Origin of the sequence: Amycolatopsis coloradensis, assembly GCF_001953865.1 — a bacterium.
GTDB lineage: Bacteria > Actinomycetota > Actinomycetes > Mycobacteriales > Pseudonocardiaceae > Amycolatopsis > Amycolatopsis coloradensis.
Genome location: NZ_MQUQ01000004.1, coordinates 59,603 through 80,271 on the forward strand (window position 1 = coordinate 59,603; position 20,669 = coordinate 80,271).

The following is a 20,669-nucleotide window of genomic DNA, read 5'->3' on the forward strand; positions in this document are numbered from 1 at the left end:
GTCCGTCCTTCTAAAGCCAATATATCGACGCATCTGACCGCAGATCGATCTCTACGTCGTAACCATCTCCGTAAGCGTCAACCAAATTTTTCAATTCTGGCGCCTCACGCCACCAGGTGCTCGCGTGAACGCACAATCGGACCCACATGCGTTCATCCGCCGAGAAAACGACACGACTTGGAACATCATGGTAGCGAAGGAAGTCGTCAACCATCCGACCTTCATCTACCCATGCCGCTTGACCGAAGTCGATCTCCTTCACCGAGTCGAAGTTCACGATGACAGATGGCTTGCCATCCCCTCCACTGTGATAAAGAATTGCCCATGGCGCGCCGAGGCGCTGCTGAAAGAGCAGAACTTCGCCATATTCATTGACAAAATGAGATACATAGTCCGTTGCCTCAACGCCAACTCCGGTCAGATCGGCTAGAGCGTGTATAATATTGGTACGCTCGGAAAGGTACGACTTGAGCGACGCCACGAAACCAGGTAACGTTTGATCGTCGAGAACCGCAGCCCGAGGAACTGTAATCGAGCGGACTTTTTTCCCGAATCGTCCCACGTTACGAAGGTAACTCGTAGCGTTGACCCAGTGCAACGTGTCATTTTGAGGATCGTGGACAACGCAAACAACTGGAATGTTTGGCTTTCCCCAGTCATCTTGATGTTTGCCGATTGGCACCCTATACCCAGTTTTCGACTGGTAGGACTTCCCCGCCTTAACCTGAAGCGCGATCGTATATCCGGTTGTTTCAAAGTCTGAAACGAAGGTAACGTACATATCAACGCCAAAGTCGTTGCCGCCGTCAACCACCTGAACGATGTGATGGTGACGTTCAAATAGCTCGGTTACACGATTGACCCCCGCACGTCCCGTACGACGACTTGGACTCACACCTGCCATCAGCAATCCCTACCGTTACGCCAACGTCCATAGGTCATCCGAGATTCTGATCGTTCCAGCGCTCATGGGTGCGCGACGTCCGCCCGTTGGCCCGCGACTGGTTGGACACTGCCAGCGGCCAGCGGCGAGTGAACTCATTTCGGTGCGTCGATCCGAATTTGTTCGGCCAGACATGGATCCATTACTCGGCCGAGGTTGCGTAACACCACTACGCACTCGACCCGAACAAACAGGGACTCACCTACTCAGACACCGACGACCTCGACCATACCGCCCAACCCTTTGAAGTCGTTTTCGTTCCGGGTGTATAGCGGCAGCTCTCGTGACGATGCGATGGCGGCGATCATCAGATCCATTCGCCGAGGTCTCGGATCCCGGTTCGCCGCGAGAACCAGCGCGACCAACGTTCCGTAACGGGCAGCGGCATCACCGTCGAACGGAAGCGGGGCGAAATCGACGATCGCAGCACCGAGTTTCTCGGTGCGCGCCGCGCGGACCGCGATATCCTTCGCCATCGCCACCCCTTGATGGAGCTCAGCCATGGTGACAGCGGTGAGCTCCGGAATTTTCGGCAGGGCGGCAGGGTCAAGTAGGCCGAGATCGATGTAAGTGCAGGTGTCGAGTACACCCGTCTCGTGACGCTCAGCCACGACCGTGCTCCCAGACGTCACGAGAATCGATACGATCCTCGGTACCGAAGAACTCGTCAGCTTCTTTCCGCATCTGGCCTGCCTCGACCCTGGGCAATCCTCGATGACGCTGGACCAGCTCCTCGGCGGTCAGGCGGCGCCTGCGAGGTATCGGCCGCAACTCGGCGACTTCGACACCGTTGCGAGTGACATGGTAGATCTCGCCGGCCTCGACAGCGTCCATGACGGCAGCGGAGTTGTTGCGAAACTCGCGCTGTGTGATCACCTTCATGAGATGAGTGTAGCCAGGTGTAGCTCGCTGAGCTACACCTGCCTAGTTTGTCCACCTCTAATGCGATACGCTGTTCCCGGGCGGGTTTGGCAAGACGAACTCGCCGGAGGATTTCACGTCGCTGGTGGACGACGTCTCGTCGCGGATCTTCGGGGAGCTGCCGGATGAGACGTGGTTCTACCCGGGGCACGGGGTCGACTCGACGCTGGGTGAACAGCGTCCGCACGTGGCGGAGTGGCGCGAACGCGGCTGGTGAGCTGACAGTGGCCGTCGCGGCCTGCCACACTGAGAGGTGTGAACCTTGATGAGGCGCTGCGGATCCTAGGTTCGTACACTCACCTTCGCGGAAAAAGCGATCACGCGCTCGTACAACGTGTCCTGAATTCGCCGGATTTCTCTGCTCCCGCCAAAGCACCGCACCTGCAATTGGCTTTGGAACGAGGTGTAGCGCTTCACCCCTTCGAAGCACTACACCGACTTTCCTACGTCACACGACCTCGCTATCAAGACGATCTGCTCGACTTGCGACGCCGACTGCCGGATCGTTGGCAAGCCGACTGGTCGATCAGGGAGCCGGATCAGCGGGCGCCGAAATCGCTCAAACCGCGACGACTTCGACCATGTTGCCCAAGCCTTTGAAGTCATCTGCGTTTCGGGTGTAGAGCGGCAACTCTCGCGAGGACGCGATGGCGGCGATCATCAGATCCATTCGTCGAGGTCGCGGATCTTGATTCGCCACGAGGACCAGCGCGACCAACGTTCCATACCGAGCAGCGGCATCACCGTCCGCATCTGGACCGCCTCGACCTTGGGCAACCCTCTATGCCGTTGGACCAACTCTTCGGTGGTCAGGCGGCGTCTGCGCGGTATCGGCCGTAGCTCGGCCACCTCGACACCGTTGCGAGTGACATGGTAGATCTCGTCGGCCTCGACGGCGTCCATGACGGCGGCGGAGTTGTTACGAAACTCGCGCTGAGTGATCACCCTCACGAGGACATGAGTAGCCACATGTAGCTCACCGTGCTACATCCGACTGTAGTTCGACCACTGAGGCGATACGCTGTTTTACGGCGGCGTCGGCAAGCCGAAGTCGCCGGAGGACTTCAAGTCGCTGGTGGACGACGTCTCTCCTTATCCGTTCGACCAGCTGCCGGACGAGACGTGGTTCCACCCGGGGCGCGGAGACCGCGGCGGACGCGATCGCACGGGACATCCACACCTCGCGACAACGAATGTTTCGAACCGTCTCTTATCTCTCTCGATAACATTTGCGCACACCGGTGTTTTTACCGCCCATTTCACTCCGTGCAAGACTAGGCCGCCTGCCGGTATCACTGGTCGCTTTGGACTACAGATCCGAGGTCACGACCGCATTCTGTCGGCTGTTCGTGTGGACCACGATCACGGTGGAAGCAATTCCCGAAGCGTTTGCATTATTGTTCCACTGGCAGGGGTTGGCGGCACATCGCAAGCTGTCACATCAGGATTGGGGAGTCATCATGATGAGAAATCTTATAGCCGGCCATCGAAGATCGACTTGGTCGCTGACCGCGGCTCTCGTCGTGCTTGCCGGCGCGATGACGGGGACCGCGCAGGCCACCACGGCCGGGCCGGTCGATCTCGGGACGTTGCCCGGCGACGACGACAGTACGGTACTGGCGGTCAATGAGTCCGGGGTGATGGTGGGGCTGTCGCTGGCGGGCCCCACCCCGCAGCGCAGTCGGCCTGCCCGATGGGACGCCAATGGCCAGATCATGGCGCTGCCCACGCCAGGCGGCACCGAGGGGCAGGTGGGTGACGTCAACAGTCACGGGGTCTCCGCCGGTTACGTGCTGACTCCCACCGCCGCCATACCGACGCGGTGGGACGCCGACGGTACCGCGACCGCGTTGCAGCTCGCGCCCGGCTATCACAACGCCACCGCGTGGGCGATCAGCGACACCGGCGTCGTCGTCGGGAATTGGCTGACGCCGGACAACCAGTACCACGCCTTCCGCTGGGACCCGGACGGCCAGGCCATCGACCTTGGCGCGCTGCCCGGCGAGACCTGGAGCATGGTCAATGACATTTCCGCCGACGGCAGTGTCATCGTCGGCAGCGCCGTCCGCGCCGGGGCGGGCCGCGCCGTGCGGTGGGTGGACGGCGGGCCGATCACCGAGCTGGCGCCACTGAGCTGGAGCAGCGGGGCGCACGTGATCAACAAGCACGGTGTGATCGCGGGAAGTAAGCGCGAAGCCAGTAGCGGACCCGCCGTCCCGGCGACCTGGGATCGGAACGGCACGATTCACCCCATGCAATGGACCAGCCCCCATTCGGTCTGGGTTTACCACATCGGTTCCACCGGCTATGTGGTCGGTTCCGGCTACGCCAACCCCCCTCGCCGCCAAGCGGTGCTTTGGGACCCTGCCGGAAATCTCACCGTCCTGCCCGACGGCAATCTCGGTGCCGACGCCGAAGCGGTCAACGCCTCCGGCACCGCGGTGGGCACTTTCCAAAATCAGGCCACAGCCTGGTTCCGGAACGGGGAACGCAGGCAGCTCGGCAAACTGCCCGGCGGCAACCGCGGCCAGGCCTACCGGATCACCGACGGCGGCCGTGTCGTCGGAACCGCGGCCACCGCCACCGGGAAGACACACGCGGTGTACTGGACACTCGGCTAGACAGGCGGCGCTGGTCGAGTTCCCACTCGACCAGCGCCCAGCATTATCAAGGAAAAACTTTCCACCGGCGGCAATTAGAGCGAAGAATACAACCCGCCTCCCTTGTCCGGCGTCCTTCCGGCAACCCACCATTCCGGCGCGAGGTCATGGACATGACCATCACCGTACGACGCGCACTCGCCGCCACCGTGCTCATGCCGGCAGGCACCGTAGCCGCGGCCGCACCGGCTCCGTTGCGGAACAAACGATCCCCACGATGACAGGGATCCGGACCGGCCAGAAGCCCGGCTTCGACCGGGTCGTGCTCGACCTGACCGCGGGTCCGGCCCCGGCGGTCCGGTACGACCTCGTCGACGAATTGATCGCCGACGGCTCTGGCGAAATCGTCTGGCTGACCGGGGAATACTTCGGCGCGGTGACAGCGGCACCCGCTGCCGCGCACAACGACGCGGGGAACCCGACGTATCGCGCTTTGCTCAACATCATGGCGGTCGCGGTCACCGGCGATCACGAAGGCGTTCTGTCCATCGGTCTCGGCGTCTGGTCAAGGATCCTGTCACGGTTTTCAAGCTGACTTCTCCCAACCGTGTGGTCATCGATGTAGGTCATTGATCACGAGCGGGAATCCGTGAATCCTTTTCGGATTCCCGCGGTGAAAATCCCGATATGCCCCGAGAGGCAACTTTTCAGGAAACAAGGTATCTGCCGTACAGCATCGCGTTCCTTCCTTCCGTCAGCATCATCGCCGCTGCGAAGGAGAACCTCATGCCAACCCCACGCAATCCCGACACCCCGTCTTTGGGCCCGGGTGGCGACAATCTGGAAGCGGGCCCGAACAGTTCCGGTCTCGGAACTTTCTCGAACGATGAAATCGGCGAACTGGTCACCCAGGCCGCCGAGACCATGGCCGCCTCCGGTGAGGACGCCGAACGCAATTACCAGCGGAGCCTCGATCGGCTTCGCGATCGCGCGGACGAAGTCGTCCCCGCGCTCGGCGCGCAGTACGACGCCCTGTACGAGGACCAGTACCTGGAACGCTGGGGCCTGGTCCAGCTGCTCACCGACCTGCGGCACCCGGCGGCCGTGTCCGTGCTCGAAAACGTGCTGCGCCCGCCGATCCCGCCAGAGCGTTCCGACGACCCGGCACACGGGATCAGCACCGTCGGCGAGGAGGTGCTCATCCGCACCACCGCCGTGGAAGCGTTGGCACGCCTGGCATCCGCCGGGGACAGCGCGGCCGGGCAACTGCTGCTGCGGCAGATCCGGCACGAGGTCTTCACGGTGCGGCGCGCGGCGGTCCAGGCTATCGCCGAGACCGGCGACACCGATCTCACCGCACAGGTGCGTGAGGCGCTCAGCGGGACCGAGGACGAGCGGCTGCTGAACATCCGGCGGGTCGACGTCCGCGGCGTCCCGCAGGCCGTCGGCGGCCGGTACGTGAAGGACACCCGGTCCGACGACGTCCCGCCGCCCGAGCCCCCGCGCTCCTGAAACCACATCGAATTCCTTCTACGGACAGGTGATCTCCGATGGCCACTTGCAGCTACACGGTCCCGGACAAGAACGTGACCGGGGACAATTTCTACGGTGCCTCGATCTGCAATCAGACCTACATCGACTATTTCTGGAACTCCTACGGCTTTTCCGGCAACAAGGACTACTGGGACGACGGCTTCGGCTGGGAAGACGCGTGCAACACGGACAAGCCGCTGGCTCGGACGTTTAACGCGTGCTACCTGCTGACCTATTCGGCGCAGGACTACGAGAACGACGCCTATTCCGGGGCGATGCTGAACTGGGCTCGCCGTTACGTCAGGGACAACTGCGACGACTTGCGCTCGCTTTGTGGCGACGGCAGTGCCAACGCCACGTCGTTCACCGGGCCGTTCACCGACGACCGGATCGAGTTGTACCTGGGTTTCTGGTACTCCAAGGACGTTCCCAGCCGCGCCGAGACGTTGATCCACGAGTCCCGGCATCAGGGCGGGAAGCCGCACAACGCGAACTTCCCGGCGGGTTCGGTGTTCGGCGCCGGCAGGAGCGGCGCCGACTCCGACTGGGGTTACGAAGGGGCGTGGATGTACGGCGCGCTGTACCTGTGGTGGTTCTACGCCCAAGGCGCCCGTACGACGTCGGCGCTGCGTGAACGAGCCCGCCAGCGCGGGAATCTCGTGATCGACAACGCCTTCGCGACCCATCCCGGCTTCAACATCTGAATCGCTCACCAGTACGGCCAGGACGCCGCGGAAACCACCGTGGCGCCCTGGCCCGCTGGTCTTCGTGGCCTACTCGCACCCGTCCATCCGACCGGATGACAAGATCGACCGCGACCCGATAGCGTCCTTTCAGGGCCTCGAAGGGGCTCACTACTGGGAGGAATGCTTCGGCATGCGTTCATTTCGAAGATCGTTTTTCGCCGTCCTCGTCGCGGTGGCCACACTGTTCGGCACAGCTCTTCCGGCGACCGCGGCGGAAGACCACAAGGCCGTCGATCTGCCCATCGCGCGGTTCTCCGACATCCTGGTCGATCCGGGCCTGGGACACGTGTTCGTCAGCAGCAGCGAAGAGAACACGGTCGTGGTCACGGACCTGACCGGCACTGTGGTGACCAAGCTCGAAAACCTTCAGGGCGCGGGCGGGCTCGCCCTGAGCCCCGACGGCGACACGGTTTTCGTCGCACTTTCCCTCGACGGCGCGATCGCGGCGATCGACACACTCACTCTCGAGGAGACCGCGCGGCATTCCGTCGGCTGGTTGTGCCCGTCCACCCTCTCGATCACCGGGAACATGCTCTACTTCGGCTACGGCTGCGAGATCTGGCGCGAGGGCAACGTCGGCAGCGCTGTGATCGGGCCGGTCTTCGGCGACGTCAAAACGGGCCTCCTCCCCCGCAATGAAAGCACCGTGCCGCTGGTCGCCACCTCGCCGGCCAGGCCGGACCTGTTCGCCACCGGCATCCCGGATGTCTCGCCCACGCGCCTCAAGATCCACCAGGTCAGCGGCGACACGGTGACCGAACGGGCGTCGACGTGGACGGGCGGCTATGTGCGAGACCTCGAAATGTCCACTGACGGATCTCTCCTCTACGCGGCCACCTCGGGGCCTCCGTACCAGCTCAGGACGTTCACCACCGACAACCTGGCCGAGCGTCAGGCGTACCGGCTCAACGCGTACCCGGGCGCGGTAGCGGTCAGCCGGGACACGAGCGCGCTCGCCGCGGGCGCCACCAGCACCGACGCGCAGGATGTCTTCACCTACCGGAACGGCTCGTACTCGCCCAGTCGCCAGTACGACTTCGCCACTCTTCAGGCGAACAGAAAGCTCCTCGCACCCGGCGGCCTCGCCTGGGGTCCCGGCGGAAAGTGGCTGTACGCGGCGACGTTCGACCACGACATCCCCGGAGTCACGCTGAACATCCTGCGCGCCTGAACCCAGCGATCGAAGGCCCTCTCGCCCATCGGCGGGAGGGCCTTCTCGAGAACATACCTCCGATGACTAGAGGCATGTCCCGGTCATCGGGGCTTGACCAGGCAGATGTCAGCCGCAATCATCGGATCTCTCGGTAACCACGCCCTGATGGGAGCGGATGGTCATGAGAGTTCGAGCGCACCGCACCGCCTGGCTCACCCTTGTCCTCGCCCTGCTGGCAGGCCTCCTCACCACGCCGACGGCGAGCGCGGAGGTGCACCATCCCCGGCAGAAGTGGCTGCGCGAAGCCACCGCGGGGCTCTTCCTGCATTGGGGCATGTTCACCGCACCACGCCAAACCGACTGCGCGGCTTGGGAACGCGCCGTCACCGACGGCGGCTGGAGCGCCGACTACTGGGTGAACGAAGCGCGCAAACTCGGCGCCTCCTACATCGTCCTCGCCACCTTCCACAGCAGGCTGGGTTACGCGCGGCCCTGGCCGTCGAAGGTCCCGGGCAGCTGCGCCACCCAGCGCGACCTCCTCGGCGAACTCGTCAGGGCAGGCAACGCCAAGGGGGTCCGGACGATCCTCTACATGACCGACGACCCCCAGTGGCACAAGGAAACCGGTGTCGAGTCGCTGGATTCCGCCGCCTATTCCGCCTATAAGGGCAAGCAGGTCGACCTGACCACGCGACCCGGCTTCGGCGAGTACAGCTACGACCTCTTCCACGAGGTCATGGACCGCTACTCGGACCTGGCCGGGTTCTGGATCGACAACGACAACGACTACTGGGAGAAGAACAAGCTCTACGAACAGATCCGTGAGAAACGGCCGTCCTGGTTGCTGAGCAACAACAACGAGGACACGCCGATCATGGACACCGTCAGCAACGAGCAGAAGACCGGCATCACGCCGCCGTACGACTACCCTCAGGCCGCGTTCACCCCGATGCCGCGGCTCACCGAGGCCGACTACAAACTGCCGACCAACGGCGGCTGGTGGTACGACGGCACCGATCAGGCCGTCGACTTCCGCCTGTCCACCGGCCGCTACATCACCAACGCCGGTTCGTCGATGAAGTCGCTGATGGCCGAAACCCCGATGGTGAACGGGAAGTTCCCACCACAGCAGGAGGCGTACAACAACTTCATGGCGAGCTGGGTGCCGCCGATCAAGTCATCGCTGCAAGGCAAAGAAGGCGGCGGCTACCTGTACGGAGGGATGCAGCCAGGCTTCTGGAACGACGGCGCGCACGGCGTGATCACCGTCGAGCCCGGTGCCGGAACGCAGTACCTCCACGTGGTCACCCGGCCGCGCACCGACCTGCTCCGCCTGCGCGACAACGGGTACAAGGTGACGAAGGTGTCCGATGTGCGCACCGGCGAATCACTGCGTTTCAGTCAATCCGCCGGATATTTGACCATTGTGGACATCAAGGACTGGGACACCTACGACACGGTGTTCAAGGTGGAAACGGCCGGGCAGCAGTACTTCCACGACTCCCGCACGATCAAGGCGACGGCTTCGTCGTCCCGCGCGGGACATCCGGCGTCGAATCTCGTGGACGGGAACTTCGAGAACTACTGGGACGCCGGCGGCAGGCAACCGGTGTCGCTGACCTTGGACCTCGGCAAGCGTCGGCAGGCGACCTACCTCGCGGTGAACCAGCGCGAGATGTCGCCGACACACGCTCGTGAATCGTTCGGCCGCCCCGAGGATTCGTCCCGGATCCAGGACTATCGCGTTTACGTCAGCGACGACGGCGAGAACTGGGGTGAGCCGATCCGCGCCGGCGCGATGCCGAGCGCTCGCGGGGTGCAGTTCATCGATCTCGGCGACCGGCGGACCCGGTTCATCAAGCTGGAGGTGCTGAACACCTGGTCCGGGCCGCAGGCGAAACCCTTCCACAAGCAGCTGGCGATCGACGAGATCAAGGTGGCGTCCGGCTATCCGAGTTCGTTCCTCGGCACGCCGGTTCCACTGGAGGCCGAATCTTTCCGCAACGACCACGACGGCCGCGCCCGTCTCGGCTGGTGCGCCTCGTGCTCCGGATCGCTCCAGGTCAACGGCCTCGGCGGGGGCCCGCGCAACTCGGTCACTTTCCCGGGCGTGACGGTCGCGGAGGCCGGGACCTACCGGCTCCAGCTCGACACCGCGGGCGGGTCCGCGACGTCGGTGGCGGTGAGCGTCAACGGCGGTACTCCCGTCGAGGCCGCGATCGACGCCGGTACGCGGGGAATCGTGACTTCGTCCGCGATCCCCGTCCCGCTGAACGCGGGCGCCAACACCGTCAAGGTCTTCAGCACCGCGACCTCGGGACCCGGCCTCGACCGGATCGCGGTCGCTCCCCTGCCGCCGTCGTCCTACACACCGAAGACGACCCTGACCGTCGAACCCGGCGGCGTCCAATGGCTCTCCCCTGGGCGGCAGTCGCTCAAGGTGACCGCGAAGCTGCGGCTCGACGCGGATGACACGATCCGCGGGGTCACCCTGGCGCCGGTGGTCCCGGCCGGCTGGACAGTGCAAGGTGCCCCGGCCACGGCGGCGTCCCTGCGCGTCGGGAACGAACTCGAAGCCTCGTGGACCTTGGTCTCCCCCGAAGGCGTCACCGCGGCCGACATCCCGGTCACCGCGTCGTTCGATCTGCTCGGGCGAGCGAAGACGGTGAGCAAGCCGGTGCGGGTGAGCCCGCGCCCGTCGGACCGCGTCTTCATGCGGGAGGCCGAAGACTCGGCCAACGACGTCGGCAGCGCGGGCGTCACGAACTGCGGGGTGTGCTCGGGCGGCCAGAAGGTCCGCAACATCGGCGGCGATCCGGACTCGTCCGTGCGGTTCGGCGACGTGACCGTGCCCGAGACGAGGCGGTACACCCTCCACATCGACTTCACCGTCAACGGGCCGCGCTCGTACTTCGTCACGGTCAACGACGGGACGCCGGTCGAGGTGAAGGTCGACGGGGCGGGTAACAACACCCAGCTCAGGACGTCGTTGCCGGTCGATCTGAAGGCGGGTGCGAACACGATCAAGCTCCACAACGACCACGCGTCCGCCCCGGATCTCGATCGGCTGTCACTGGAGTGAGGCACCGGCTTGACCCTCTCCCCGGGAGAGGGTTCAGGCTGGTCCCATGACGACCTTGATGCCGATCGGCGTGTTCGCGCACGCCACCCGGCTGTCGGTCCGCGCGCTGCGGAACTACGACCGGCTCGGACTGCTCGTGCCCGCGCGGGTCGACCCCGGCACCGGTTACCGCCGGTACTCGCTCGACCAGTTCGCCCGCGCGGGCCTGATCCGGCGGCTGCGGGAACTGGAGGCGCCGCTCGCGGACATCGCCGAAATCCTCGCCGCCGGCACTCCGGACGAGGTGAAGGCCGCGATCAAACGGCATCACGACCGGGTCGCGGCGCGGGCCGCCGAACTCGCGGCGATCAGCGGCGAACTCGACTCCGTGCTGGCCGAGCCGACGCGGTGGCTGCATGTCTACGAACGCGTGCGTGCGTCACAGCCGATCGCGTTCCTGACGATCCGGACCCCGCTGAGTGGCCTCGCCGAGCTGATCGGACCGGCGTACGCCCGGCTGTTCGCGGCTCTCGAAGCGCAGGGCGTCACGTCTGCCGGGCCGCCCGGAACCCGGTATCTCACCGACGATCCCGACGAGTCGACCGTCGAACTGTTCGTCCCGGTCGACGGGCCGGTGAGGGCTGATGGCGAGATCGACTTCGCCGAACTTCCCGGTGGCCTGCTCGCGGCGACCATCCACGAGGGTGCCTACGAAGACGTCGAAGCCGCCTATCGGTCGCTGGGCCGCTGGATCGCCGAACGCGACCGCGTCCCGGCAGGGCCTGCCGAGGAGCTGTACCTCGTGGGACCCGGGCCGTCGGTCGCGTCCGAGGCCTATCGCACCGAGATCGCCTGGCCGGTGACCTCGTGATCGTCGACGACGTCAAGATCGCGGGCGGCGAGCACTGCGAGACCAGCACCCTCGACGTCCTCCTGCGGCACGCCGGGATCGAGTTGTCCGAGCCGATGCTGTTCGGCGTCGGCGAAGGTCTGGGCTTCCTCTACTGGGACGGGAAGAACCTGCCGTTCCCCTTCCTCGGCGGGCGCAGCAAGCCCGCCGGGATCACCAGGAAGCTGACCGAACGTCTCGGGCTTACCTTACGGGTCAAGGAAACGACGTCGGCGCGGACGGCGTGGCGGAACGTGGCCGAGCAGATCGACACCGGTGTGCCGGTCGGCTTGCAGCTCGACTCGTACCACCTCGAGTACTTCACCACGAAAATCCACTTTGGAGGGCACTTCGCCGCCTTGTACGGTTACGACACCGAAAACGTCTTCCTGATCGACACGGCACAACAGGGCGGTCCCGTCTCGACGTCACGCGCCAGTCTGGAACGCGCTCGCGATGAGAAGGGCCCCATGACGGCGAAGAACCTGTCGTTCACCATCACCGCGGATGCCCCTCCGACACCGCTTGCCGACGCCATCCGCACGGCCGTGCGCGCGAACGCGGCGGAATTCCTCAATCCGCCCATCGCCAACCTCGGATACCGTGGGATCGGCAAAGCCGCCGTCCAGGTCCGGAAATGGCTCGATCGCAGCCACGATCCCGCCCTCGACCTCCCACAGGCCGCCGTCCTGATGGAACGGGCGGGGACCGGTGGCGCGCTCTTCCGCCGGATCTACCGTGACTTCCTCGAAGAAAGCGCGACCCTCGTCGACGACGCCGGTCTCCGTGCCGCCCATGAGAAGTACCGCGAAATCACTCCATTGTGGACGGAGGTCGCGCGGTTGTTCACACAGGCGGGGGAAACCGGCGACGCCCGGCACCTGACCGACGCGTCCGCCGTCCTGTCCGAGCTGGCTCAGCGCGAACAGGAGGCGATGACGGCGCTCGCGACCGTTCAGCCCAGCCGCTCGTAAGGCAGCTTCTCCCCCGCTTCCACCGCGAACGGCAGGTCGTTCCCCGCCGGAGGCAGGGGGCAAGTGGCGAAGTCGGTGAACGCGCACGGCAGATTCGCCGCGCGGGTGAAGTCGAGGGCGACGGACCCGTCCTCGGCGGGCGCGGGCACCGCGAGCGACCGGTTCGCCGCATAGGTGGTCACGCCACTCGTGGCGTCCGTGAACAGGATGAGGAGGCCGTCCTCCTTTCCGTTGAACGCGGTGAGAGTGTGCTCGACGCCGTCACGTTCGAACCGGACGATGCCCGGCGAGACGTAGACGTGGCTGAGGCCTTCGACGACAGCGCCGACCGTGGTCGGCCGCGGCTCGTCGAAGGCCTCGAAGGACCCGGAAAGCACCCAGGCCGGGTCGGGCTCATACGCCGGGATACCGCGGAAGGCGTTCAGGACCGGGGCCTTCGGGTCGTGCGTGCGGATCAGGTACCCACCGCGGCGCGCGACCTCGATCTCGATGTCCCCGGCGGCGACCCGGGTGGTTGCACCGCTGTTGACCAGCTCGAAGCGGTGAACGCCGGTGACCCGCTCCCCCTCGTGCGAGAGGACCGCGCCCTGCGGGTCGAGGTAGGCCGCGTCGGCGTCCTGCCACCACACGCCGGGCAGCCCCTCGTACGCACGCGGCTTGTCTTCGAGCCAGTCGAGCGAGACCAGAGCGAGCCAGCCTAGCGGATCGGCGAGATCGCGCTCGCGCTGGCTTTTCCAGCCGTGCCAGTCCTGCGTAAACGTGTCCAGACTTGTGCTCATCGCCGATCCCTTCCGTGACCTCGTTGATTCTTCGAGGTCAACGGGCAGTCGTTGCCGATATTTCCCGTCCCGGCATGTGGGCGGCGTCTAGGAGCGGTAGTCGTCGGTCGTGTCCTCTTCGGCGGAGACCAGCTCGGAGAGGGCGCGAAAAAGGCCTTGGTTCCCGGCAGGTTCGCCTTCTTCTCGCGGGACGCGGCGAAGTCCTCGGAGGAACTCCACCACACGACGTCGAGCCACTGCTGGTCGTTGGCCCGGATCAGCTGGGCGTCGAGGAAGCGATGCCTGTCGGCGCGGAACTCGGCGACCATCGCGGGGCAGGCCTGGAGCAGTTCGTGCACGGGCGGGACTTTGAAGCGGGCCAGTTCCACTGTCGTCATGCCGGCGATGTAAGCGACCTCGTTTTCGCAAGTAGTCGACTACTTGCGTGAGGGCGATTCGTGGTGAGGCCGCCTTGTGTTCCAGGTACCTACGGTCCCGCCAAACACAACGCTGTCGCATGAAGGCCCCTCCCTGGGCTCAGCCGAAGAAACTCGACCTTCCCTCAGTACATGAAGGACTCCTTACTGTACCTAGGCGCAAGGAAGGGGGCCTTCATGTACTTCAAGCGAGCAAGAGCACCGGTGGGCGACTCAGACGCTTCGTCACCCCCGGCCAACGCCGAGCACTTAACATCGGGAACGAGAGAGTGCGTTCCCCGGCACCATGGCGGCTGACGAACTACCCGACTTCATCCCACCCCAGTATTTGGATCCGCTGCGAAGAACCCGGCGCAACACCCTCCCCGCCTGACCCGAGGAGCCTGCCAACCACACCGGCGACGGACGGGCTCCACGGCATGCCTGAAGACTGTTCGGTACCGGCGAAAACCCCAGTGCCGATTGGGCTATTCGGGCGCATTCGAAGCAAAGGTCTCCGTGTCCTGTAGTTGCCGGAGCAAGATCGTCCTTTCCGGACTTGGGAGGGGACGGAACGCCTCATGGTGAATCAGCCACGTGGCCCGGACGGTCGTTGGGTCAAATACAAGTACGGTGTCGGCGCGGCGGCCGTGGGAGTGGCCGTGGCCGCCGGAGCCGGACTGGGCGGAGGCAGTGCCGCTTCACTCGATTCCGCGGCGGGCCAAGCCCTCAAAAGCAAGACGTCCAGCAAGAAATCCGCGCAAAAGGGCCGTCAGTCCGAAGCGTGGCAACGCCTTGGCTGGCGTCAGCTCAAGAAAACCGCGAAACGCGAACTGAACTGCGGACCGCATTCGTTCGGCGAAGTCCAGCGGTTCTTCCTTCGCCATCCTTGCACCGATCTCGATCGCATGATCGTCACCGTCGACGATGGGGCCGGGAACAGCATCACCGTATCCGTCGCGTGGGTGAAGATGCCCAAGGCGAACGAGGCCGGTGAACTGAAACGACTCGTGGACAAGGACGACACCGGCAACGTCGCGCTTCTCGGCGAGGTGCAGCACGGCGAGCGTTTCACCGGAGAGGACTACGACTCACGCCTGGACGGGAAGCTGGTCGTGATCGCCGAATCCGCTCGCGTCACCGGGCGGCCGAGCGAAGCGACGCTGGAGACCGCCGTCGAAGTCGCTGTCGAATTCCCCGCATCTTGACGTTCTCACCGACCCCCGGACCGCGCACGTCAGCACCTGGTCCCGGCGACCAGGCGGTCCGCCGATCTGCCGACTATTTTTTTTGTCTTGACAACCAGAACCATCGGACGGTTGACTGACCACAGCACACCGACCGAAGGGATCAAGTCATGGCCAAGTTCGCGAATGTCGACGACTACCTCGCCGCACTGCCCGAGGACCTACGGACAGTCGCCGTCGCGCTGCGTCCGATCGTCAACGCCGCCCTGCCCGGCTCCGTCGAGGCGATGTACCACGGCTCCCCGACGTGGAGCGCGGGCGAAGCCGCGGGAAAGAACCTCGTCTGCCTGGTGAAGGCGTACTCGTCGTACGTCACCTTCGCCCTCTGGAAGGGCCAGGTCATCGATGATCCGTCCGGCAGGCTGGAGGCGAGTGCCCGCGAGATGGCGCACGTCAAGCTGCGCTCGGCCGACGACATCGACGCCGAGTTGTTCACCAGCTGGCTGAAGCAGGCACGGGACCTCGAAACCATCGCGACGGCGCGATGACACAATCGCCGTCGTGCCTGTGATCACCGACGAATCCCGTTGCCCGTGTGGCCTCGGCGAGCCCTACGGCGCTTGCTGCGGCCGCTTCCACCGGGGAACCGTCACCGCGCCGACCGCCGAACTCCTGATGCGGTCGCGGTTCAGCGCGTTCGCCGTCGGCGACACCGCGTACCTCGCCGAGACCTGGCACCCGAAGACCCGGCCTGCCGACCTCGAGCTGGATCCCGGTCGGCGCTGGACGTTCCTGGAGATCCTCGGCAAGACCGGCGGCGGACTCCTGGAGAACGAGGGCACCGTGGAGTTCCGGGCCCACTACCGGCAGGACCGCCGGGCCGACAGCATGCACGAGAACAGCGGTTTCGTCCGCGTGGACAGACAGTGGATCTACGTGGCGCCGGTGAGCTGAGCTCCACTTCCGCCAACTCGTCGAATCGTCCTCCCTTCGCGTGATAAACAAGGCGACGATGGGAAAACTGACCCGCCGGACGAGGGCCAAGGCCGACTACCTCGCCTACGTGAGCGCTCGTGAATGGCCGGTCGCCGCGTCCGGGATCGGCGTCGCCCTCGGCGCGGCCACAATCCTCCCCAGCGCCTTCGGCATCGTGCTTTCGGTGCTGGCGCTGGCTTTGGGCACCGCCACCTTCGTCAGGGACCTGCGGATGCTGCGAGCGCGCTGGGCAGGGTTCGAGTTCAGCGCGATCGCCGCCCCGTTCCCCACCGCCGAGCTACCACCGCCGCCCGCGTACCCGGGCGCGGAATACCTCTCGGTGCCCGCGCGGGGAACGGCACTCGTCAGCGGCGCGATCGACGAGGCACTGGAGGCCGGGAACTTCCGGTTCACCCTCGCCGAGGAGTCTTACCGCCTGCCGCCGAAACTCAAGGCCACCGCGCCGCACGTCCTCCCCTTGCGCGCCAGAGGGCGGGTGCTGTTCAACGGCGCCATCGTCGGCATGCGCGGCGAACCGCTCCCCGCCGCGGGCGCCGCACCGGCGCCGATCCGGCTGCACCGCGCGCGGTTCTTCGACGCCATGTGCTCCAACGAACTGTCGACCTTGCGGATCACCAGGACCGACACCGGCGAGGAGTACGACCTCCGCCGCGAAGAACTCGCCGACTCCTCCGGCAGCCTCCGCACCCTCGCGAGCAGCGAACTCGCCGATCTGGTCGGCGTCTCCACCATCGCGTTCACCTCCGACGGCAAACTGGTCGTGGTACGCCAGTCCGGCCGGAATTCCGCGAGCGCGCTGCTGCTGGCACCGTCGGGCAGCGGCTCGCTGGAACCGCGGGACCTCGACACCCTCGACGGCGGGCGCCGCCGGATGCTGCACACCGCGGTGATCGCCGGAATGGAACGGGAACTTCGAGAAGAGACCGGTCTCCTGCCCGGCGAGATCGTGTCGACGCGGCTGACCGGGTTCGCTCGCTGGATGGAGCGCGGAGCGAAGCCCGAGTTCTTCGGGATCACCGCGCTTTCCGTGGACAGCGCCACCCTGCTGACCCGCCGCACGCGAGGCGCCGAGAAGCTGTTCAGCGCGGGGGTCACCATGGCTGACGTGGACCTCGGCGCGCTGGGCGACGCTCTCGTCGCCGGTGCGGACATCGCCGGAACCCCGGCGTTGCCCGCGAACCTGCGTGACGACGCGTCCCTTCCTCTGCTGCTCTGCCTGCGCGCGGCCGGACTCCGGCGGGTTCGCGCCGCTCACCGCTGACGAACCCGGTGCAAGGGTCTGTTCCCCGCGCGAACTGGCGGCTACTATCTCCCCCAACATTGTTAGGGAACTTTCTTAACGATTTCCGTTCAAGTCCGCCGCCGTGTGCCCGAGGAGGCGCGCTCGTGAGTTTTCGGCAGAAGAGAACCCGGATCCCGTTACTGGCCTTGACCGTCACCGCGCTGGCCGCCGCGGTCTGCGGGGTGACCACCGCTCCCGCCGCCACCGGCGCGGAAGTCACCGTCCCGCTGTCCGTCGGCGCCGCCGCGGGCAACGCCACCCCGATCCCCGGCTTCGTGATCCAGTCCTCGGCGCAGGTCGGCGACGACTCGGCGGTGTCGAAGCCGGGCTTCCCCACCGCCGGCTGGTACCCGGTGTCGTCGCGGTCGACGGTGTACGCAGGGCTGCTGCGGAACGGCCAATACGCCGACCCCTTCTACTCCACGAACATGAAGAACGTCCCGGCCGCGCAGTTCTCCGTGCCGTGGTGGTATCGCGCCGACCTGAACGTCGAGGACACCTCGTCGCGCACGTATCTCGACTTCAGCGGCGTGCTCTCGAAGGCCGACGTCTGGGTCAACGGCACCAGGATCGCGACGAAGGACCAGGTCAACGGCGCCTACACCCGCCACGACCTGGACATCACCGCGCATGTGCGCGCGGGTGCCAACAGCGTCGCGTTCAAGGTCTACCCCAACGACCCCAACAACGATCTCTCGATGGGCTGGATCGACTGGGCGCAGACCCCGCCGGACCAGAACATGGGCATCGTCCGTGACGTCCTCGTGCGCCGAGGCGGCCCGGTCGCGCTGCGCAGCGCCCACGTGGTCCAGAAACTGAACTCCTCGCTCAGCCACGCCGACCTCACGGTGAAGGCCGACGTCCGCAACGACACGGCGAACGCGGTGCAGACCACCGTCGCCGGCACGGTCGCGGGCAAGCCGGTCAGCCAGACCGTCTCGCTGGCGGCCAAGGAGCGCAAGACCGTCACCTTTCCAGTGGCCGGTCTCGACAACCCGAACCTCTGGTGGCCCGCCGGGATGGGCTCGCAGCACCGGTACGAACTCGACCTGACCGCGAGCGTCGGCGGCACGCCGTCCGACTCCTCGAAGTCGAAGTTCGGTGTCCGCGACGTCAAGGCACCGCTGAACTCCAGCGGCGGGCGTCAGTACAGCGTCAACGGCAAACCACTGCTGATCAGGGGCGGCGGCTACACGCCGGACCTGTTCCTGCGCTGGGACAAGACCGCGGCGGCCGACAAGCTCAAGTACGTGCTGAACCTCGGGCTCAACACGGTCCGGCTGGAAGGCCACATCGAACCGGACGAGTTCTTCGACCTCGCCGACGACCTCGGCGTGCTGACCATGCCCGGCTGGGAATGCTGCGACAAGTGGGAAGGCCACGTCAACGGCGAGGAGAAGGGCGAACCCTGGGTCGAATCGGACTACCCGATCGCCAAGGCTTCGATGTTCTCCGAGGCCGAGCGCCTGCGTGACCACCCGAGCGTCATCTCCTTCCACATCGGCAGCGATTTCGCGCCGGACAGGCGGATCGAGCAGGGCTACCTCGACGCGATGAAGGTCGCCGACTTCCAGCCGCCGGTGATCCCGTCGGCGTCGAAGCGGCCGTCCCCGATCACGGGCGCGTCCGGGATGAAGATGAACGGCCCGTACGACTACGTCCCACCGGTCTACTGGTACGACAAGTCGCAGAAGGACCGTGGCGGCGCGTGGAACTTCAACTCGGAGACCAGCGCCGGGGTCGACATCCCGACGATGGACACGCTGAAACGGATGATGTCGCCGAGCGAGCTGGAGACGATGTGGAAGAACCCATCGGCTCCGCAGTACCACCGCTCGTCTTCGACCACGTTCGCCAATCTGAAGCTGTTCGGTGACGCCCTCACCAAACGGTATGGCGCGGCGGCGAACCTGACCGACTTCGTGCGCAAGGCGCAGCTCGCGCAGTACGAGAACGTCCGCGCGGAATTCGAGTCGCACTCGCGCAACTACACCGACTCGACCAATCCGTCGACCGGGTTGATCTACTGGATGCTCAACAGCCCGTGGACTTCGCTGCACTGGCAGCTGTTCGACGCCTACATGGACCAGAACGGCGCCTACTACGGTGCGAAGAAGGCCAACGAGCCACTGCACATCCAGTACTCGCACGACAACAGGTCGGTCGTGGTGATCAACCAGACGTCGAACGCGGTGAACGGGCTGACGGCGACCACGAAGCTGTACAACCTCGACGGCACGGAGAAGTACAGCAACACCAAGACCGGGCTGTCGGTCGGCGCGCTGGGCAACAAGGCCACCGCGGTCACCGTCCCGGCGGTGAGCGGGCTGTCGACGACCTACCTGGCGAAGCTGGTGCTCACCAACTCCTCCGGCAAGGAGGTCAGCCGGAACGTGTACTGGCTCTCCACCAAGGCGGACACGCTCAACTGGGGCGGCAGCGACTGGTACTACACCCCCCAGTCCGCTTTCGCCGATCTGTCCGGGCTGAACAACCTCGGCCAGTCGGCCGTCAGCGCGACGGCGAACTCGGTCGCCGGAGCCGACGGCACCACCACGACGACCGTGACGCTGAAGAACACCTCGGGCGGCAAGCTCCCGGCGTTCTACGTCGACACGAAGGTCGTGGATTCGGCGGGAAAGCCGGTGCTCCCGGTCGAGTGGAACGACAACGCGATGAGCCTCTGGCCGGGTGAAACGACCACGCTGACCGCGAAGTACCGCACCGCCGACCTCAAGGGCTCCAAGCCTTCGGTGCGGGTCTCGGGCTGGAACACCGGCACGCAGACCGTTCCCGCCGACGGTTCGGGCCCCGGCCCCGGCAACCCGGTCGACTACCAGGCCGAGGACGCCGCGATCACCCAGGGCGCGGTGGAGTCCAATCACGCCGGGTTCACCGGCACCGGTTTCGTCAACTACGACAACGTGGCGGGCAGCTCGGTCGAGTGGACGGTCACCGCGCCCGCGGCGGGCACCTACGACGTCGTCGTCCGGTACGCCAACGGGACGACGGCGAACCGGCCGCTGGACTTCTCCGTCAACGGCACGGTCAGCGCGTCCGGTGTCGGCTTCGGCGGCACAGGCGCCTGGCCGAACTGGACGACGAAGACGGTGAAGATGACCTTGTCCGCCGGGGTGAACAAGATCAGGGCTGTCGCCACCACGGCGAACGGCGGTCCCAACGTCGACAAGATCACCCTCTAGCCCAAGG

The 20,669-nt window shown here is 65.6% G+C and carries 18 protein-coding genes and 4 pseudogenes; 16 read left to right on the forward strand and 6 right to left on the reverse strand.

Annotation, left to right across the window (positions count from 1 at the left end; all coding sequences use genetic code 11):
• Nucleotides 1–10: 10 nt before the first annotated feature.
• From BS329_RS07365 to BS329_RS07375, 3 genes are all read right to left on the reverse strand, one after another.
• A complete protein-coding gene (locus BS329_RS07365; RefSeq protein WP_076157125.1) occupies nucleotides 11–904 on the reverse strand; it encodes a DUF4365 domain-containing protein in 894 nt (297 codons plus the stop codon).
• Between the two features lie 245 nt (nucleotides 905–1,149).
• The gene (locus tag BS329_RS07370) at nucleotides 1,150–1,554 is read right to left on the reverse strand and encodes a type II toxin-antitoxin system VapC family toxin (RefSeq protein WP_076157127.1); all 405 of its coding nucleotides are present in this window, start codon (nucleotides 1,552–1,554) and stop codon (nucleotides 1,150–1,152) included.
• A complete protein-coding gene (locus tag BS329_RS07375) occupies nucleotides 1,547–1,825 on the reverse strand; it encodes a type II toxin-antitoxin system Phd/YefM family antitoxin (protein ID WP_076157129.1) in 279 nt (92 codons plus the stop codon). The genes BS329_RS07370 and BS329_RS07375 overlap by 8 nt, the downstream gene beginning before the upstream one ends.
• A 64-nt stretch (nucleotides 1,826–1,889) precedes the next feature.
• Between BS329_RS07375 and BS329_RS07380 the strand changes: the two are divergent.
• Nucleotides 1,890–2,081, forward strand: a pseudogene (locus BS329_RS07380) (MBL fold metallo-hydrolase); the annotation flags it as partial.
• A 443-nt stretch (nucleotides 2,082–2,524) separates the two neighbouring features.
• Here the strand turns inward: BS329_RS07380 and BS329_RS07390 are convergent.
• Nucleotides 2,525–2,809, reverse strand: a complete 285-nt coding sequence (locus tag BS329_RS07390) for a type II toxin-antitoxin system Phd/YefM family antitoxin (protein ID WP_244197057.1) — start codon at nucleotides 2,807–2,809, stop codon at nucleotides 2,525–2,527.
• 67 nt (nucleotides 2,810–2,876) lie between these two features.
• Between BS329_RS07390 and BS329_RS44395 the strand changes: the two are divergent.
• From BS329_RS44395 to BS329_RS07430, 9 genes and pseudogenes are all read left to right on the forward strand, one after another.
• Nucleotides 2,877–3,011 (forward strand): annotated as a pseudogene (locus tag BS329_RS44395) (MBL fold metallo-hydrolase); the annotation flags it as partial.
• A 313-nt stretch (nucleotides 3,012–3,324) separates the two neighbouring features.
• Nucleotides 3,325–4,485: an HAF repeat-containing protein gene (locus BS329_RS07395; RefSeq protein ID WP_425266353.1), complete on the forward strand. Its 1,161-nt coding sequence runs from the start codon at nucleotides 3,325–3,327 to the stop codon at nucleotides 4,483–4,485.
• Nucleotides 4,486–4,637: 152 nt separating this feature from the next.
• Nucleotides 4,638–5,097, forward strand: a pseudogene (locus tag BS329_RS07400) (AMIN-like domain-containing (lipo)protein).
• Nucleotides 5,098–5,250: 153 nt separating this feature from the next.
• On the forward strand, nucleotides 5,251–5,976 hold the full coding sequence (locus tag BS329_RS07405; RefSeq protein WP_076158131.1) for a HEAT repeat domain-containing protein: 726 nt from the start codon (nucleotides 5,251–5,253) through the stop codon (nucleotides 5,974–5,976).
• A 38-nt stretch (nucleotides 5,977–6,014) separates the two neighbouring features.
• Complete coding sequence (locus tag BS329_RS07410; RefSeq protein WP_076157131.1) at nucleotides 6,015–6,701, forward strand: hypothetical protein; 687 nt, start codon at nucleotides 6,015–6,017, stop codon at nucleotides 6,699–6,701.
• 172 nt (nucleotides 6,702–6,873) lie between these two features.
• Nucleotides 6,874–7,914, forward strand: a complete 1,041-nt coding sequence (locus BS329_RS07415; protein ID WP_143252918.1) for an SMP-30/gluconolactonase/LRE family protein — start codon at nucleotides 6,874–6,876, stop codon at nucleotides 7,912–7,914.
• A 157-nt stretch (nucleotides 7,915–8,071) separates the two neighbouring features.
• Nucleotides 8,072–10,978 (forward strand): alpha-L-fucosidase, encoded by a 2,907-nt coding sequence (locus tag BS329_RS07420; RefSeq protein WP_076157135.1) that lies wholly within the window; start codon nucleotides 8,072–8,074, stop codon nucleotides 10,976–10,978.
• Between the two features lie 46 nt (nucleotides 10,979–11,024).
• The gene (locus BS329_RS07425) at nucleotides 11,025–11,828 is read left to right on the forward strand and encodes a MerR family transcriptional regulator (protein ID WP_076157138.1); all 804 of its coding nucleotides are present in this window, start codon (nucleotides 11,025–11,027) and stop codon (nucleotides 11,826–11,828) included.
• Nucleotides 11,825–12,820 carry a BtrH N-terminal domain-containing protein gene (locus tag BS329_RS07430; protein ID WP_076157141.1) on the forward strand — a complete coding sequence of 332 codons (996 nt, stop codon included), beginning with the start codon at nucleotides 11,825–11,827 and terminating at the stop codon, nucleotides 12,818–12,820. Before BS329_RS07425 ends, BS329_RS07430 begins: the two co-directional genes overlap by 4 nt.
• Here the strand turns inward: BS329_RS07430 and BS329_RS07435 are convergent.
• Both BS329_RS07435 and BS329_RS07440 read right to left on the reverse strand, forming a co-directional pair.
• On the reverse strand, nucleotides 12,802–13,599 hold the full coding sequence (locus tag BS329_RS07435; RefSeq protein WP_208619171.1) for a DUF1684 domain-containing protein: 798 nt from the start codon (nucleotides 13,597–13,599) through the stop codon (nucleotides 12,802–12,804). The genes BS329_RS07430 and BS329_RS07435 overlap by 19 nt on opposite strands.
• The gene (locus BS329_RS07440) at nucleotides 13,596–13,976 is read right to left on the reverse strand and encodes a hypothetical protein (protein ID WP_244197058.1); all 381 of its coding nucleotides are present in this window, start codon (nucleotides 13,974–13,976) and stop codon (nucleotides 13,596–13,598) included. The genes BS329_RS07435 and BS329_RS07440 overlap by 4 nt, the downstream gene beginning before the upstream one ends.
• 245 nt (nucleotides 13,977–14,221) lie before the next feature.
• Between BS329_RS07440 and BS329_RS44400 the strand changes: the two are divergent.
• From BS329_RS44400 to BS329_RS07465, 6 genes and pseudogenes are all read left to right on the forward strand, one after another.
• Nucleotides 14,222–14,388, forward strand: a pseudogene (locus BS329_RS44400) (HNH endonuclease); the annotation flags it as partial.
• A 187-nt stretch (nucleotides 14,389–14,575) separates the two neighbouring features.
• The gene (locus tag BS329_RS07445; RefSeq protein ID WP_076157143.1) at nucleotides 14,576–15,202 is read left to right on the forward strand and encodes a hypothetical protein; all 627 of its coding nucleotides are present in this window, start codon (nucleotides 14,576–14,578) and stop codon (nucleotides 15,200–15,202) included.
• A 149-nt stretch (nucleotides 15,203–15,351) separates the two neighbouring features.
• The gene (locus BS329_RS07450; RefSeq protein WP_076157146.1) at nucleotides 15,352–15,729 is read left to right on the forward strand and encodes a DUF1801 domain-containing protein; all 378 of its coding nucleotides are present in this window, start codon (nucleotides 15,352–15,354) and stop codon (nucleotides 15,727–15,729) included.
• A 19-nt stretch (nucleotides 15,730–15,748) separates the two neighbouring features.
• On the forward strand, nucleotides 15,749–16,135 hold the full coding sequence (locus BS329_RS07455; RefSeq protein ID WP_076157149.1) for a YchJ family protein: 387 nt from the start codon (nucleotides 15,749–15,751) through the stop codon (nucleotides 16,133–16,135).
• A 58-nt stretch (nucleotides 16,136–16,193) separates the two neighbouring features.
• Nucleotides 16,194–17,438 carry a hypothetical protein gene (locus BS329_RS07460; protein ID WP_076157151.1) on the forward strand — a complete coding sequence of 415 codons (1,245 nt, stop codon included), beginning with the start codon at nucleotides 16,194–16,196 and terminating at the stop codon, nucleotides 17,436–17,438.
• Nucleotides 17,439–17,563: 125 nt separating this feature from the next.
• A complete protein-coding gene (locus BS329_RS07465; RefSeq protein ID WP_076157154.1) occupies nucleotides 17,564–20,662 on the forward strand; it encodes a glycosyl hydrolase 2 galactose-binding domain-containing protein in 3,099 nt (1,032 codons plus the stop codon).
• Nucleotides 20,663–20,669 lie beyond the last annotated feature (7 nt).

Coding starts and splice junctions, on each gene's coding strand:
- BS329_RS07365 (WP_076157125.1), bottom strand. CDS start 904: ATGGCAGGTGTGAGTCCAAGTCGTCGTACGGGACGTGCGGGGGTCAAT.
- BS329_RS07375 (WP_076157129.1), bottom strand. CDS start 1,825: ATGAAGGTGATCACACAGCGCGAGTTTCGCAACAACTCCGCTGCCGTC.
- BS329_RS07395 (WP_425266353.1), top strand. CDS start 3,325: ATGATGAGAAATCTTATAGCCGGCCATCGAAGATCGACTTGGTCGCTG.
- BS329_RS07405 (WP_076158131.1), top strand. CDS start 5,251: ATGCCAACCCCACGCAATCCCGACACCCCGTCTTTGGGCCCGGGTGGC.
- BS329_RS07410 (WP_076157131.1), top strand. CDS start 6,015: ATGGCCACTTGCAGCTACACGGTCCCGGACAAGAACGTGACCGGGGAC.
- BS329_RS07415 (WP_143252918.1), top strand. CDS start 6,874: ATGCGTTCATTTCGAAGATCGTTTTTCGCCGTCCTCGTCGCGGTGGCC.
- BS329_RS07420 (WP_076157135.1), top strand. CDS start 8,072: ATGGTCATGAGAGTTCGAGCGCACCGCACCGCCTGGCTCACCCTTGTC.
- BS329_RS07425 (WP_076157138.1), top strand. CDS start 11,025: ATGACGACCTTGATGCCGATCGGCGTGTTCGCGCACGCCACCCGGCTG.
- BS329_RS07435 (WP_208619171.1), bottom strand. CDS start 13,599: ATGAGCACAAGTCTGGACACGTTTACGCAGGACTGGCACGGCTGGAAA.
- BS329_RS07440 (WP_244197058.1), bottom strand. CDS start 13,976: ATGACGACAGTGGAACTGGCCCGCTTCAAAGTCCCGCCCGTGCACGAA.
- BS329_RS07445 (WP_076157143.1), top strand. CDS start 14,576: ATGGTGAATCAGCCACGTGGCCCGGACGGTCGTTGGGTCAAATACAAG.
- BS329_RS07450 (WP_076157146.1), top strand. CDS start 15,352: ATGGCCAAGTTCGCGAATGTCGACGACTACCTCGCCGCACTGCCCGAG.
- BS329_RS07460 (WP_076157151.1), top strand. CDS start 16,194: ATGGGAAAACTGACCCGCCGGACGAGGGCCAAGGCCGACTACCTCGCC.